Here is a 14,735-nt window from a genome sequence, read left to right as displayed (position 1 = left end):
CACCTTTGGCGTGATCAATCTGCCGCGAGCAGGGCTTCAAGCTCGACAACCGACAACGGCCGACTCTTGAGATACCCTTGAAACTGGTGGCAGCCCAACCGCTCCAGCTCACAGCGCTGGGCTTCATATTCCACGCCTTCAGCCAGCACCCCCAGACCCAACTTATGGCCGAGCACAATAATGGTTTCAACGATTGCCCGTGCCTGGCTGCTTTCCAACAAGTCATCCGTAAACGACTTATCAATTTTCAACAGGTCCAGCGGAAAACGCTTCAAATACGCCAAGGATGAATAACCGGTACCAAAGTCATCAATCGCCAGCCTCACACCTAACGCCCGCAGTGCATTGAGCATTTTTTCGGTATCCTGGCCCGGTGCCATCAAGGCACTTTCCGTCAGTTCAAGCTCCAGAAGGTCAGGTGCAATACCGGTCTGTTCCAGCACCTCCGCCACTTCATCCGGCAGGTAATGATAGCGTAGCTGCTGGGGTGATACGTTGACTGCTACACGCGGGACTGCCAACCCCTGTCGCTGCCAAGCTGCTATCTGTGCACTCGCCTCATGTAACACCCACCGACCAATCATACCGATCAGGATGCTTTGCTCGGCAACAGGAATGAACTCCACCGGCGGGATCATTCCCCTTTCAGGGTCCTGCCAGCGTATCAAGGCCTCCACCCCGGTCATCTCTGCACCATCAATCGACCATTGCGGTTGGTAATACAGACATAGCTCTTTCCGTTCGAGCGCACGCCGCAGGCGCTGCTCAAGCTCCAACCGCCGCCGCACAGCCGTAGTCAGGTCATCGCTGAAGAAACTCAGACTGCCACGTTGCTCCTTGGCCTTGAACAAGGCCGCATCGGCCTGCTGCAAAATCACCTGGGGCGACATCTCTGTGGTATCGATCAAACTGATACCGAAACTGGCACTGACACGGATATCGGACCCCTCATCCAAACGGAAGACCGGTGCCAGCTGTCGCATCAGTTCAGTCACGACATGTGCAGCATCACTGCTATGTTCGATTTCCTCCAACAGCACGGCAAATTCGTCGCCGCCCAGCCGGTAAAGATGCGTATGTTTATCAAGCCCCTGACGCAGACGTGAAACCAGTTGCAACAGCAGACGATCACCTTCCAAATGCCCGTAACTGTCATTAATATCCCTGAAATTATCTAGATCAAGCATCAACAAGGCTGACAGGCGTGCATGACGCCGATTGTATTGACCACAGTATTCCAGCTCATGAAACAAGGCCTTGCGATTGGGCAAGCCGGTCAATGCATCATGTGTCGACAGGTGCTCAAGACGAGACTCGCTATCTTTCAATCGTGACAGATCAGTGTAGACACCCACATAGTGAGTAACCTCATCCGTATCGCTGCACACGCGACTGATACTCAGCAGGGCTGGAAAGACCTCACCCGAGCGTCGGCGGCTCATAATTTCACCCTGCCAATGACCGCGCGCACTCACCTGCTGCCACAGCTCACGGTAGAAACGGGCATCATGACAACCCGAGCGCAGCACGGCAGGGGTCTTGCCGGACAGAGCTTCCTCTGACCAGCCAAACATCTCGCTGAATGCGGGATTCACCTGAACGATCTGTTGATCTTCACCTGTTATCAGGACCGCTTCACGCGTGCTCTGAATCACAGCGACGGCCTGCTGCAAACGACTTTCCTGCTGCCGCCGTTCGGTAATATCGATTAATACACCTTCAAGGCCAACGACCTCACCGCTTGCATCCCGTAACACATGGGTTTTGTCTTCTACCCAGATAACCGTATCGTTCTGCGGCAGGATGAGGCGGTAGGTTTGGGTATAGGTGGTTTCGCCCTGCTGCAGAAACCTGTGTACATCATCGGCGATCTGCAGTTGGTCATCAGGGTGGATAAAGGCTTCGAAGGTACCACTATGCTCCACCAGCGTTTGCGGCTCTATGCCCCAGCTGCGAATATTGTCGGACACAAACAAAATCGGCCAGCCCGGTGAGTTCTGCCAGCGAATCAACACAAACGGACTTGAATTGATCACCTGATTCGCCGCTTCAAGTGCTTCATCACGGGTGATGGTATCAAGCGCAAAACCGATATCACCGGCCATTTCCTCCAGCGTATTCACCAATGCCGGTGTGAAGAAGTCGACCGTATCGGCATAGAGCGTCAGGTTGGCAAAAATGCGCCCCTTGTGACGTAACGGCAGCGCGATTGCTGACAGGCATTGAAAGCGGCGGGAAAAGTCATGCCACGGCTGGTATTGGCTGGCTTGCAAGCTGTCGTTGATCACCTCCGTGCGCCCGTTCATGACCGCCTGCTCACTCAGCCCCTGCCCGGGGTTGCGGGCAAAGATCGTGAACAGCTGATCAAAACCGGTTGCGGTTGCTGTATCACCGGCATAGGTAATCGCTTCAACCAGCCTGGATTGTTCGTCACAGCGGCCAATCCAGGCAAACCGCAGTTTACCTTCTTCAACCGCAATCCGGCAGGCTGACTGCAATACTTCATCAATGGAGCGGCTGTACAAGGTCAACTGGTTAATGCGCGACAGCATATTGTAAAGATCAGATTGCCGCTGCAACGCCTGCCGGTCCGCCCGCTCACGGGTCAGATCCTGAACCATGCAAATACTGTATTCGGGAGCACCGACGCTGTCACGTAACAGTTTGATATAAATACGGACAGGTACAACATGACCATTGGCATGAATAAAACGTTTTTCCAGTTGATAGGCATTGATATCACCGCTGATCAAGCGGTGAAACTCGGCCTCATCAATCAGCAGGTCATCCGGATGAGTCAGGCTTTGCCAATCGCGCTGATACAAGGTGTCGGCGTCATAACCCAGCAACGCTTCAAGACTGGTATTAACCTTTAACCACTTGCCATTGCCGGGGTCGGTTAATGCCATCCCCATGAAGGGCATATCGAAAAATCGAGCCAGCAACTCCTCGCGGCGTAAGGTTTCCCGGGCCGCAAGGCGAGAAAAGCGATACTGCAGCTGGCGACGATAAAGCGTAATAAGCAGGCCGGACAGCACCATTGCAGCAACACCGGCCAACAGGGACAACGGCAGGTGATGGCCATCCACTGCCTGAGCACTGTCGAACCAATGCACCAGAGCACCACCCACCAACGGCATGATAAACACCAGCAGCAATAGGCCGAGCACGATCCACCACTGGGCACGCCCCTGTAAAAACAGGCGATCAACCGGCGCGGGCCACCTCACCAGCGCCAGATATAAAAAGCCGCCACTGATGGCAACAAATACACTGCCTTTCAAGCGACTGATCCACTCGAAAGCATCTACATCCGAGACCAGTAGAGCAATAATCGTATCCGATCCATGGATCCACAGCAGCCCGAACAGTAGATACAGCATGACATAGCGAACGGACTGAAACTGTTTAGGGGGCATCATTCACTTTGACTCCGTGTGCGTTCCTTCCTGGATACAATCACTTTACTCCAGACTGAAGGGGGACACTACCAATCGATCACGGTGCCCTCATAGTTCAGAAACGCGCCACTCTGCTCCAGCGTTAAGCCCTGCAGCAACTGACGCATGGCACTGACACTCTGTTCAGGCGTAATCAGCGCATTCTCCCCACCCATGTCCGTCTGTACCCAGCCCGGATGCAGCGCAACCACTTTGATACCGGCACCACTGAGGTCAATCGCCAGGCTTTTCACCACCTGATTAAGTGCGGTTTTAGAGCTGCGGTAGTAATAACCGCCACCGGACTGATTATCACTGATACTGCCAACCTTACTGCTCATAAACACCACCGTTTTCAAACGGCTGGTGGCCACACGCGGGTAGAACGCCTGCGTCATCATCAATGGGCTCAAGGTGTTGGTCTCCAGCACCTGACGCCAGAGTTCACGCTCAACCTTGCCAAAGCACACCCCTTTGGGGCCGTAATAACCGGCATTATTGATCAGCAGGTCAATGGTTTCATCACCCAGCACCCGGTCAAGCGCCTTGATCTGACCATCCTTGTTCACATCAAGTGTGTGCAAATGTACGAGATCGGGAAAACGGGCTTCAAGCGCCTGCAGGTCTTCGGCATGCACCAGGTCACGCGCACAGGCATGAACCTGCCAACCATCGCGGGCGTATTGATAGGCAAATTCGAGACCCAGGCCCCGGTTACAGCCGGTAATCAAAACAGTTCCTGACATCTGACGTACTCCCAGTGAGGATTACCCTCAGTCAAGCAGCCCCGTGTGCATCTGACAAGTTCCACCACTCTCTGGCACAATCCGCGCTTCGATTCCGGGAGCCTGTAACATGCGCATTCTGCTTTTGTCCGCCTACGACGCCGTCAGCCACCGTTACTGGCGTGAGGGACTGGTCAACGCCTTTCCAGATCACGACTGGACCACACTGACGCTCCCTCCCCGCTATTTTGCCTGGCGCATTCGTGGCAACAGTCTCAGCTGGGCATTCAACGAGCGGGCAACACTGCAAGCCTCATACGATCTGGTCATCGCCACTTCAATGGTTGATCTGACCGGCCTGCGAGGCCTGGTGCCCACCCTAGCGGCAATTCCGACATTGGTCTATTTCCACGAAAACCAGTTTGCCTACCCGGCGTCGGGCCGTGAATTCAAGAGCGTCGAGCCACAGATGCTGAACCTGTACAACGCCTTGGCGGCCGATCATGTACTGTTCAATTCCGACTTCAACCGCCGCACCCTGCTCGACGGAGCCCGCTCGTTGCTACGTAAATTACCGGATCAAGTACCCACTGGATTGGTGGAGAGAATAGAGGCGCGCTCGCAGGTGGTGCCGGTGCCGCTGCCGGACCAGGTTTTTCTGCCACACACACCGCAAAACGGGCCGTTGCAGCTGATTTGGAACCACCGCTGGGAGTTCGATAAAGGCCCCGAACAACTGCTGGCGGCAATCACGGCCATGCAGCAGCGCCAAATTGCATTCACCTTGCATGTGGTCGGCCAGCAGTTCCGTCACACCCCGGACCTGTTCGATCATATTCGTGCCCAGCTACAGCAAGGTGATAACCTGGGACACTGGGGCCATATCGAGTCCGTGGACGACTATCGCAGGCTGTTGCAACAGGGGGATGTAGTACTGTCAACGGCGCTGCATGATTATCAAGGCATTGCCGTGCTGGAAGGGGTCGCCGCAGGCTGTACACCGGTAGTGCCGGACCGGCTGGCCTACACCGAGCTGTTTGCCGCCGAGTATCGCTATGCCACTGACAATGAGGCCGAAGCACTGGCCGAGCAGATCGCTGCACTGGCCTCAAGCAAGGCGGCAGGCCAGCCACTCCCCTGTCCCGACATCAGCGCACTCGGGTGGTCGTCCCTCACCTCAACCTATCGCCACGCGATGACGTATACGCTGGCGGCTCCCCGCGTTTGATCACTCCCCGTCCGGCGGCGTATCGCCACGACGGGCACAGAGTTGATGGATGATGCCCAGCTGCTGCTCACACTTGCGGCAGTGACGGCACATTAGCAGGTGCATCTTCAGGCCAAGTTTTTCACTGGCTGACAGCTCGCGGTCGAGCTGCTGTGACATCAGTTCGGTAGCACGTTTACACGACTGCATTGTTTTCCTCCTTGCCGAACCAGCCGTTTTCAAGACAGGCACGCAATTTGAGCCGGGCACGGTGCAGCATGACCCAGCAGTTCTGTTCACTGATATCCAGTGCGGCACAGATCTCGGCCGTTTCCAGCCCCATCAACTCGCGCATGGAAAATACCCGAGCAGTACTGTTGGGAAGGTGTAGCACGCAGAAATCGAATACCTGCCAAAAGCCATCCTGCAGACAGGCCTGCTCGGGGTCATGCCATTTTTGTGGTCGTGCCGCCGGTAGCCAGTGGGCACGGGAATTGAACAGGCCGTCGATCTCGGGCAGGTCATCGGGATCGAAGCCGGTAGTCTGCTCACGACGGCGATGGCGGATTTCGTCCACCAGTTTGTGTTTCAGAATGCCGAACACCCAGGTTTCCAGCTTAGCGTTGCCGGAAAAACGCTCCAGCCCTTCCCAGGCGGCTATAAGCGCCTCTTGCACCAGATCTTCCGCGTGCGTCTCATCTCCCAGTTGCAACCGGGCAAACGCCTGCAGCCTGGGACGAAGTGCATGCAGCCGTTGTTGCACGTCATCCTCGCTCAGCGGTGTTCGGTTTGTACTCTCACTCAACATTCAGTCTCCAATGGCGATTCCAGCGCGGCCGTCAATAGCCCAGGCGGCAATCGCTGCAAGTCTTCAGGCCGGTCCAGATCCCAGACAACTGCAGGCTCCTGCCAGCGCAGGCCCAAGGCCGTCAGTCGTTCACGGGTCTGTGCCATCACCCGCTCCGTACTCCAGTCGATACCGACAAACAGCTCAGGCTGCGGTTGCTGCAAACCGATCAGTGCATAGCCGCCATCCTCAGCGGGCAGGAACACCGCATCATGGGTCTCAAGACAGGCTGCACACTCAAGCAACAGTGCTGGCGTCAGCGGCGGGCAGTCAGTACCGATCAACAATAGCGGACCCTGCGCCCGGGTAAAGACATATAACATGCGCATACCCAAGTCATGGCCAAACTGCGCCTGCAACCGAACATCACCCGGCCGCGCCAAGGCCTGAAACAGCGGATGCTCAATATCCGGCGCAGCCCACAGCTGCAAAGGCCGTAACCCGCTGGCACGGGCCACTGCCAGGCTATGTTGCAGCAGCCAGGCCTGTAACCGTGCCGCACCTTCTGCACCCAAAGCAGGCATCAGGCGGGTCTTGCAGAACCCCGGCACCGGTGCCTTGGCCATGATCGCCAGCGCGACCATCAGTGCCCACTGCCAATCGTTGGCGGACGACCGGTCGCTGACTGCACCGGCTTCACCGCCTGCGCCTGACTGGCTTCGGTGTAACCGTAACGTTGTGCCAGCACCGCCGGACTGACCCCGCGCCAGTAATCAAAACGCAGCGACCACATCAACCTGATCGTGCGCCACAGGCCATGCTGATCCCAACGCCGCCCGGAGGTCATCACCTTGGCGCGCAGGCAGCGGGGTCTGCTGATCCGTTTCAGCCGTTTGCTCAGCTCGATATCTTCCATCAACGGCTGCTCGGGAAAGCCGCCGACCCGTTCGAACAGGGCCCGATGCACAAACACTGCCTGATCACCGGTAGCAATGCCGGTCAGTCGCGAGCGCAGATTCATCATCGCGGCAACCACGGGCAGCATCGAATGACGGCCACGAATGCGGACATCAAACCGGCCCCAGCCTGAGGCATCCAACCCATCCATGAGCAGCGGTGCCGTAACCGGGAGGTCGGTATCAAGATGCAGAAACAGCAATACCTCACCACGCGCCTGCCGAGCACCGGCATTCATCTGTAGCCCTCGCCCCGGTACACTCGTGACGAGCCGGTCAACCCAGGGCAAGGCGCGCACGGCCGTTGCATCGGTACTGCCACCATCTACCAGAATCAGCTCTGCCACACCGGTAGTGCGTACCCACTGCAACGCGCGCAGTTGAGGTTCGATCATCATCGCTTCGTTGAGCACCGGTACAATCACGCTGAGCTTGAGCGGTCGAATTTCAGTCGGCAACATGACGACACCTCTGTTCGACCTGTTTCAGTGGCTGCACCAGCAGCGGCAGAACACCCAACTGATCAGGATCCGTAAACTCGCGCAGCCCCAGCTGCATTGATTCCACGCCCACTTGTGGCTGCTGACGGTAGGTCGCAAACAGCCGATCCCAGATCGACAAACAGAAACCGTAGTTGCTGTTGGTTTCCTCAGCGATCACGGAATGGTGGATACGGTGCATGTCCGGGGTGCAGAACAGCCAGCGCAGGCGACGATCCAGCGAACGGGGGATGTAAATATTGGCATGCGTGAAGAGGGCCGACGCATTCAGCAGCAACTCGAACAGCACCACCGCCGCAACAGGGACGCCCAACAACACCACAAAGCTCGCCTTGTAGAGCAATGACAGACCGATCTCGAGCGGATGGAAACGCAGTGCCGTGGTCACATCCAGCTCCGGGTCGGTATGATGGACCCGATGCAGCCGCCACAACAGTGGCACACGGTGGCTGAACCAATGCTGCAGCCAGATAGCACCGTCCAACAACACCAGTGCCAGACCTGACGCCATCCAGCCCGGCACGTCCAGCCAGTTGAACACCCCAACTCCATGCTCGCCGGCCCACACGGCTGCCGTCACTGCAAACGCCCCCAGGGTCAGCCGAGCCAGGACCGTACTGAGCAGCGTCAATGACAGATTGGCCACCCAGCGTGGCCGCTTGGCACAGCGCCAGCGGCGACGCGGCCGGAGCCATTCCAGCAGGGCACAACCGCCCAGAATTACTACAAACACCCCGAGGCGCAGGATCACTTCATACGTCATGTACCCTCCTTCCGCCGCCAGCGATGGTAACGCGCCAGCCAAGGGAACACCCAGGCAGGCGCATGGTTCCGCTTCCACTCCCCAGCCGTGAAACGGTTAGCTTCAGCCAGCGTCGGATAGATATGGATCGTCCCGAGCAGCTTGTTCAAACCGATATTGTGTTTCATCGCCAGCACCCACTCGGCAATCAACTCGCCGGCCTGCGCCCCCACCAGAGTCACACCGAGGATACGGTCCTTGCCCGGTGGCGTAAGTACCTTGACGAAGCCGGCCGTGCGACCGTCAGCAATGGCACGGTCCAGGTCCGATAATGCATAGCGCGTCACCTCATAGGCGATACCTTGCTGCCGAGCTTCGGCTTCGGACAACCCGACCCTTGCCACTTCAGGATCGGTAAAGGTCGCCCAGGGAATTACGCGGGATTCGACCCGAAAACGCTTCAGCGGCGCAAGCAGCCCATTCACCACCGCATACCAGGCCTGATGCGATGCCGTATGGGTAAACTGCCACGGACCCGCCACATCGCCACAGGCGAATATATTGGGGAAACGGGTCGCCAGAAACGGATCGGTTGCCAGCGTGCGTCCCGGCTCCGGTTCGATGCCCAGCGCGTCCAGCCCCAGCCCGTCCGTGTTGGCCACGCGGCCCAGCGCCAGCAGCATACGATCAAACGCCAGCGGTTGCTCACCCGCCTCACTGCGCACGATCAGCGTGCCGTGCCCGTCAACCCGCACGGCTTCGGTCTGCAGCAGAACCTTGATACCTTCGGCCTGAAAACGTTGCAGCACCACTTCGGCCACGTCCCCATCCTCCCGTGGCAGCAACTGCGCTGCCCGCTGTACCAGCGTCACCTCGGCACCCAAACGCCGAAAAGCCTGCGCCAGTTCACAGCCAACAGGACCGCCGCCCAGCACCAGCAGCCGTTTGGGCAGTGCGGTCAGCTGCCACAGGGTATCGGAGGTCAGGTAATCGGTTGCGGCAAGCCCCGGCAGCTCCGGCACCCGAGGCCGGGCACCGCTGGCGATGATGATCGAGCGGGTCGTCAATCGCTGCTGACTGCCATCGGCGGCTTCAATTTCAACCTCCCAGGGCGAAATCAGTCGCGCACGCCCCTGACACACGTCTACACCCAACTCGGTATAACGCTCGATGGAGTCGTGTGGTTCAATATCGCGAATCACCTCTTGCACCCGCGCCATCACGCGTGCGAAATCAACCTGTGGTGGTTCAGCCCGGAGACCGTAACGGTCGGCATGGGCAACCTCATGCGCCACCCGCGAGGCACGAATCAATGCCTTGGAGGGTACGCAGCCGGTATTGAGGCAATCACCGCCCATCCGGTCCCGCTCCACCAGCGTTACCCTGGCCTTCACCGTGGCGGCAATGTACGCACTGACCAAACCGGCACTGCCAGCCCCGATCACCACCAGATTACGGTCGAACCGTGCAGGCCTGTTCCAGCGGGCATAGACTCGACGGGTACGCACACCGTCCGCCAGCTTGCGTGCCAGCAACGGAAAGAGGCCAAGCATGACAAAAGCCCCGATCAGGCCGGGCGAAAAAATGGCCGACAAGGCATCGATCTGTGCCAATTGAGTTCCGGCGTTGACGTATACCAGGGTGCCCGGCAGCATGCCGAGCTGACTAACCCACCAAAAGGTACGCGTCGGCATGGCCGTCAGGCCCAGCAGCAGATTGATTACGAAAAAAGGAAAGATCGGCACCAGCCGCAGGGTAAACAGGTAAAACGGTCCGTCACGCCGAATGCCCTCATCCAGGGTCTGCATCCGCTGGGCGAAACGGTGGCGCACCTGATCTCGCACCAGATAACGCGCCACCCACATCGCCAGCGTCGCCCCCAGCGTCGAGGCAAACGAGACCAGTAACAGCCCCCACCAAAGCCCGAACAGCGCACCGGCTGCCAGCGTCATCACGGCTGCGCCCGGCAGCGACAGAGCAGCAACGGTCACGTAAAAGATAAAAAACAGCAAACTGGCCAGCCCGGGGTTGGCATCACGCCAAAAGATCAATTCAGCCTGATGTTGCTTGAGGTTGGCCAGCTGTAACTGCTCCAGCCAGCCTGACTGCCAAGCCAGCACTGCCAAGGCAACAAGCACGATGAGCAACAGCCAGCGTTTATTCATCATCTACTCCAGCGCGCCGCCACAGCTTGATCCCTGCCCGGCCGTGCAGCCATAACAGTGATCGGCAACGGCAATGGGCTCCCCTTCAAGGTTGCGCTGCAACAGCTCATCAAGGTGGACCGGTTGGTGCCGGTTACCCAGATTGAGCCGCAGCTGCTGATTGAAATCACAGTCATAGACGCGACCATCCCAATCAACAGAAAGCAGACTGCGGCACATCACGTTATCGTGGCTGTCAGCATTGAACTGCGCCTTCAACAGCTGCAGATAGCTGTCAAACTGGCCTTTGGAAACCAGCGTACTGCCAAAACGTTGAATCGGCATATTGGTAATCGTGAACAGCTCGTTGAAGCGGATGCCGTAGCGTTGCAGCAGTTCACGCTGGTATGCCTGTTGCAGTTCAGCCTGAGGCGGTGGCAGGCTGGGCCCCTGGGGGTTGTAAACCAGATTCAGCATCAAGCCCGTGCCCGGCTCGCCATAGCCCAGCGCATTGAGCTGACGCAAGCCGTCAAGGCTGGCAGCAAACACACCATCGCCGCGCTGGACGTTGACATTGTCCTCCAGATAACAAGGCAGGGAAGCCACCACTTCTACCCGCTGTTCAGCCAGAAACGCTGCCAGATCCTCCTGGCCTGGCTCACTCAAAATGGTGAGATTACAGCGGTCGATCACCCTGAGGCCGCGCTGGCGGGCGGCACCTACCAGATCACGAAAATGCGGATTGAGCTCCGGTGCGCCACCGGTCAAATCAAGCGTCTCGATCCCCTGCTGATCAATCAGCGCCAGCAGTTGCAGCATGGTGTCCCGACTCATCTCCTCGGTCCGGCGAGGACTGGAGGCCACATGGCAATGCAGGCACGACTGGTTACACCGGTAAGTGATATTGGCCTGTAAGGTGGTCAACCGCCCTCGGCGCAGCGGCGGAAAGTCGGTGGCGATCAGGCGGGGCAACATCTCGTGCATGGCGGGGTCTCCAGTCGTCGTGTTACAGCTTAGTCGCTTGAACAGGTGATTCCTTACACCCGTTGCTCCTGTATACGTGGCACTTTATCATGCCGACTCATTCGCAAAACCGGATTGTTTGTCTACCATGCCGCCGCCCCTGCCCTTTACCCTGCGCGACTACCAACAGGATGCCGTGGATGCCACACTGAAGCATTTCCGCGCCAGTGCCGATCCGGCCGTCATTGTGCTGCCTACCGGTGCAGGCAAGAGCCTGGTAATTGCCGAACTGGCACGACTGGCACGGCGACGGATTCTGGTGATTACTCATGTACGTGAACTGGTCGAACAGAACCACGCCAAGTATGCCGCGCTGGGGCTGGAAGCGGGTATTTTCTCGGCTGGACTGGGGCGCAAGGAGTTTACGCATCAAGTCACATTTGCCAGTGTGCAATCGATCGCGCGTAATCTGCAGCATTTTGCCGATGCCTTTTCACTGCTGATCATTGATGAATGCCACCGAGTCGGTGAGGACGAAGACAGTCAGTACCAGCAGGTCATTTCCCACCTGCGTAAACACAACGCCGGGCTCAAGGTGCTGGGGCTCACCGCAACCCCCTACCGCCTCGGCTACGGCTGGATCTATCGCACCCATTATCGCGGCTTCGTCCGCAGCGAAGAGCCACGTGTATTTGAGCAATGCATCTTCGAACTGCCACTGAGCCATATGATCCGCCATCACTACCTGACCCCGCCGGAAGTGATTGACGCGGCTATTGCCCACTACGATTTTGCATCGCTGACGCCATCGGCCAGCGGCCACTATCCGGAACGGGAACTGAACAGCCTGCTGGCCAAACATCCACGGGTCACGCGTGCCATCTGTGAACAGATTGAAGAACTGTCACAGGACCGCAAGGGTGTAATGGTGTTTGCCGCCACCGTAGAACATGCGCACGAGATCGGCGGCTACCTGCCTGCCCACGCAACCGCCGTGATTACCGGCGCAACTCCGGGCGATGAACGGGAACAGCTACTGCAACGCTTCAAGGCTCAGGAGTTGAAGTATCTGGTCAACGTAGCCGTCCTGACCACCGGTTTCGATGCGCCCCATGTTGACCTGATTGCCATTCTCCGGCCTACCGCCTCGGTCAGTCTTTATCAGCAGATCGTCGGCCGCGGCCTGCGCCTCAATGAAGGCAAGGCCAACTGCCTGGTGATCGATTACGCCGGTAACAGCTTCAACCTGCACCACCCCGAGGTCGGCACGCCCAAACCGAATTCAGACTCCGAGCCGGTACAGGTGTTCTGCCCCGGCTGCGGCTTCGCCAATATTTTCTGGGGCAAGACCGACAGCAATGGCCAGGTCATTGAACACTTCGGCCGCCGCTGTCAGGGGCTACTGGAGATGGAAGGGGAAAAGCCGCAGCAGTGCGACTACCGTTTCCGCTTCAAGGAGTGCCCACACTGCGGGGCCGAAAACGATATTGCCGCCCGCTACTGCCAGACCTGCCGCGAAGCGATCATCGACCCGGACGAGCTGCTCAAGCGTGCGCTGCAGTTGAAAGACGCACGGGTGATCCGCTGTGCCGGCATCAGCCTCAGCGCCAACGGTGAATGTCTGAGTGTCATCTATCATGAAGAACAGGGCGAAGAGCTGCGCGAACGCTTTTATCTGGACCGACCGGCCCAGCGTACCCTGTTCAACAAATTGTTCGGCCGCCGCTGTGGCAATGGCGAATCCCCCCGACAATTCAAAACGGTGGCTGAAGTGCTTGCCGCCGAAATGTTGCTGCCGGCACCGGACTTCGTCATCGCCAAGCAGGCAGGCAAGAAGGGGCGTCAGGGTTCGGGGGGATACTGGCAGGTACGCGAGCGGCTGTTCGACTATCAGGGCGCTTATCGCAAGGCCAACACGATGTGAGTTCGCTCCTTTTAAGCGCGACATGCCTGGAAACATCCTATTTCGTCCCCGGCTGCCGCCCCTGTTCCGCTTTCAGCCGCTCACTGAAACTTAACGATGGCCCCAACAGGATCGGCAGATAGCGCCAGCCAAACAGACCAAACGCCAGCAACCACAAGCCTCCCGACACCAGAACCAGCGTCATCATTGCCGACGGCCACAGTGCCGCCAGCACACGCGCCAGCGCCGCCAGATGCAGAGTCATGAATGCCAGTGTCAATATGGCTCCGGCCACCAGCGGACGGCCGGTATGGCCCAATGCCGCACGCGAGGCCACCGCCATGATCATGCCGCCCATGGCACCGATCGTCAGTGCGTGCAGTCCGGCACTGGGCATCCAAAGCCCGGCGCTGCTTCCTGCCAACAGCAACAACCCCACGCCCAGCCAGGCATAACCGATATGCAACACCAACAGCAACGGCTCGGATCGCGTTTGCCAGCCCTGCCAACGGGTCAACCGCAGCAGCTGGGCTGCGCCAGCCAACGCCAACAACATGGTTGCAGCCCACCCCTCCGGCCGGAATGTCCACACTATGCCCGCCAGCGGGGTCAGCACCATCGCCACACTATCCACTGGACCAAAGACCGACGGCATGCGAGTCTCGTCGATTGCCAGCCTTTTAAGCCAGTTGCGGGTGAATGCCGGAATAATTCGACCACCGATCAGGGTCAACAACATCAAGACCAGCACCAGCGCCAAGTGAAGCACGTCCAGTGCTGCCAACCAGCGCAGATGGAATGCCAGACTCAACACTGCAAACAGGCCAATGATCACCAGCACTTTGAGATTGCGCCGGTTACCGGCCAGAATCAGCTCACGTCCGAACAGGAAAGCCAACAGCAGCCAGTAGCTGACCGCCCCCAACGCATTCAGCCAATCTGGCCAGTTACCGCCGCCTATGGCCACAATGCGCGCCAGTAGCCAAGCCAGTGACAGTAGCACCAGTGACACACCTGACACCGGCTTGCGTCCGGTCCAGTTGGCTACCGCTGCCAACAGAAAACCACCCATGGCCGCCCCGACAAAACCGAACAGCATTTCATGACCGTGCCACAGCACAGGCGACAGCATCGACTGCGGCGGGTGGGCCCAGCCACTCCAGAAAGCCAACCAGGCTGTTATCGCCAATAGAGCCTGCAGCGTTGCCAAGACGAACAATGGACGAAAGCCGTTGCTCAAAACCCAGCCCGCGCGGCTATCAGGCAGCGTCTCCAGATTGATTACGGACATAGGGTCACCTTTAATGTAGAGCTGATGCATTATAATAAAGGGATTATTACACTTATCTGATATAGATCTATAGGCAT

12 protein-coding genes are annotated in these 14,735 nt (G+C 58.2%); 2 read left to right on the top strand and 10 right to left on the bottom strand.

The genetic code is table 11. From position 1 onward, the window contains the following. Positions 1–14: 14 nt before the first annotated feature. Positions 15–3,422 (bottom strand): GGDEF domain-containing phosphodiesterase, encoded by a 3,408-nt coding sequence (locus CLV44_RS00635; protein WP_106590171.1) that lies wholly within the window; start codon positions 3,420–3,422, stop codon positions 15–17. A gap of 65 nt (positions 3,423–3,487) precedes the next feature. After that, positions 3,488–4,186, bottom strand: a complete 699-nt coding sequence (locus CLV44_RS00630) for an SDR family oxidoreductase (RefSeq protein ID WP_106590170.1) — start codon at positions 4,184–4,186, stop codon at positions 3,488–3,490. A 109-nt stretch (positions 4,187–4,295) separates the two neighbouring features. On the opposite strand from CLV44_RS00630, the gene CLV44_RS00625 reads away from it, so the two are divergent. Further along, positions 4,296–5,393, top strand: a complete 1,098-nt coding sequence (locus tag CLV44_RS00625; RefSeq protein ID WP_106590169.1) for a tRNA-queuosine alpha-mannosyltransferase domain-containing protein — start codon at positions 4,296–4,298, stop codon at positions 5,391–5,393. Here the strand turns inward: CLV44_RS00625 and CLV44_RS00620 are convergent, their stop codons facing one another. From CLV44_RS00620 to arsS, 7 genes are read right to left on the bottom strand one after another with little or no spacing between them, the layout of a single operon-like run. Further along, a complete protein-coding gene (locus CLV44_RS00620; protein ID WP_106590168.1) occupies positions 5,394–5,582 on the bottom strand; it encodes a zf-HC2 domain-containing protein in 189 nt (62 codons plus the stop codon). Beyond that, entirely contained in the window at positions 5,569–6,177 is a 609-nt protein-coding gene (locus tag CLV44_RS00615; RefSeq protein WP_245912550.1) for a sigma-70 family RNA polymerase sigma factor, read from the bottom strand. Before CLV44_RS00615 ends, CLV44_RS00620 begins: the two co-directional genes overlap by 14 nt. Next, a complete protein-coding gene (locus CLV44_RS00610) occupies positions 6,174–6,803 on the bottom strand; it encodes a TIGR04282 family arsenosugar biosynthesis glycosyltransferase (protein ID WP_106590166.1) in 630 nt (209 codons plus the stop codon). The genes CLV44_RS00615 and CLV44_RS00610 overlap by 4 nt, the downstream gene beginning before the upstream one ends. After that, positions 6,803–7,576: a TIGR04283 family arsenosugar biosynthesis glycosyltransferase gene (locus CLV44_RS00605; protein ID WP_106590165.1), complete on the bottom strand. Its 774-nt coding sequence runs from the start codon at positions 7,574–7,576 to the stop codon at positions 6,803–6,805. Before CLV44_RS00605 ends, CLV44_RS00610 begins: the two co-directional genes overlap by 1 nt. Continuing rightward, positions 7,563–8,378 (bottom strand): sterol desaturase family protein, encoded by an 816-nt coding sequence (locus tag CLV44_RS00600; RefSeq protein ID WP_106590164.1) that lies wholly within the window; start codon positions 8,376–8,378, stop codon positions 7,563–7,565. Before CLV44_RS00600 ends, CLV44_RS00605 begins: the two co-directional genes overlap by 14 nt. Further along, positions 8,375–10,522, bottom strand: a complete 2,148-nt coding sequence (locus CLV44_RS00595; protein WP_106590163.1) for an FAD-dependent oxidoreductase — start codon at positions 10,520–10,522, stop codon at positions 8,375–8,377. Before CLV44_RS00595 ends, CLV44_RS00600 begins: the two co-directional genes overlap by 4 nt. A gap of 3 nt (positions 10,523–10,525) precedes the next feature. Further along, positions 10,526–11,485 (bottom strand): arsenosugar biosynthesis radical SAM (seleno)protein ArsS, encoded by a 960-nt coding sequence (gene arsS / locus CLV44_RS00590; RefSeq protein ID WP_106590162.1) that lies wholly within the window; start codon positions 11,483–11,485, stop codon positions 10,526–10,528. A gap of 127 nt (positions 11,486–11,612) precedes the next feature. Here arsS and radD point away from each other — a divergent pair, with 127 nt between their 5' ends. Continuing rightward, positions 11,613–13,388: a DNA repair helicase RadD gene (gene radD / locus CLV44_RS00585; RefSeq protein WP_106590161.1), complete on the top strand. Its 1,776-nt coding sequence runs from the start codon at positions 11,613–11,615 to the stop codon at positions 13,386–13,388. A 37-nt stretch (positions 13,389–13,425) separates the two neighbouring features. On the opposite strand, the gene CLV44_RS00580 is transcribed toward radD, so the two are convergent. After that, on the bottom strand, positions 13,426–14,658 hold the full coding sequence (locus CLV44_RS00580; protein WP_170069219.1) for an NnrS family protein: 1,233 nt from the start codon (positions 14,656–14,658) through the stop codon (positions 13,426–13,428). Positions 14,659–14,735 lie beyond the last annotated feature (77 nt).

Origin of the sequence: Marinobacterium halophilum, assembly GCF_003014615.1 — a bacterium.
In the GTDB taxonomy this organism is placed as follows: domain Bacteria; phylum Pseudomonadota; class Gammaproteobacteria; order Pseudomonadales; family Balneatricaceae; genus Marinobacterium; species Marinobacterium halophilum.
This window is presented reverse-complemented; position numbering and strand designations above follow the sequence as displayed.

What these genes read in the sequence shown, in the direction of transcription:
- CLV44_RS00580 (WP_170069219.1), bottom strand. Translation starts at nt 14,658, where the DNA reads ATGTCCGTAATCAATCTGGAGACGCTGCCTGATAGCCGCGCGGGCTGG.
- CLV44_RS00605 (WP_106590165.1), bottom strand. Translation starts at nt 7,576, where the DNA reads ATGTTGCCGACTGAAATTCGACCGCTCAAGCTCAGCGTGATTGTACCG.
- CLV44_RS00610 (WP_106590166.1), bottom strand. Translation starts at nt 6,803, where the DNA reads ATGGTCGCGCTGGCGATCATGGCCAAGGCACCGGTGCCGGGGTTCTGC.
- radD (WP_106590161.1), top strand. Translation starts at nt 11,613, where the DNA reads ATGCCGCCGCCCCTGCCCTTTACCCTGCGCGACTACCAACAGGATGCC.
- CLV44_RS00630 (WP_106590170.1), bottom strand. Translation starts at nt 4,186, where the DNA reads ATGTCAGGAACTGTTTTGATTACCGGCTGTAACCGGGGCCTGGGTCTC.
- CLV44_RS00625 (WP_106590169.1), top strand. Translation starts at nt 4,296, where the DNA reads ATGCGCATTCTGCTTTTGTCCGCCTACGACGCCGTCAGCCACCGTTAC.
- CLV44_RS00600 (WP_106590164.1), bottom strand. Translation starts at nt 8,378, where the DNA reads ATGACGTATGAAGTGATCCTGCGCCTCGGGGTGTTTGTAGTAATTCTG.
- arsS (WP_106590162.1), bottom strand. Translation starts at nt 11,485, where the DNA reads ATGCACGAGATGTTGCCCCGCCTGATCGCCACCGACTTTCCGCCGCTG.
- CLV44_RS00620 (WP_106590168.1), bottom strand. Translation starts at nt 5,582, where the DNA reads ATGCAGTCGTGTAAACGTGCTACCGAACTGATGTCACAGCAGCTCGAC.
- CLV44_RS00595 (WP_106590163.1), bottom strand. Translation starts at nt 10,522, where the DNA reads ATGAATAAACGCTGGCTGTTGCTCATCGTGCTTGTTGCCTTGGCAGTG.
- CLV44_RS00635 (WP_106590171.1), bottom strand. Translation starts at nt 3,422, where the DNA reads ATGATGCCCCCTAAACAGTTTCAGTCCGTTCGCTATGTCATGCTGTAT.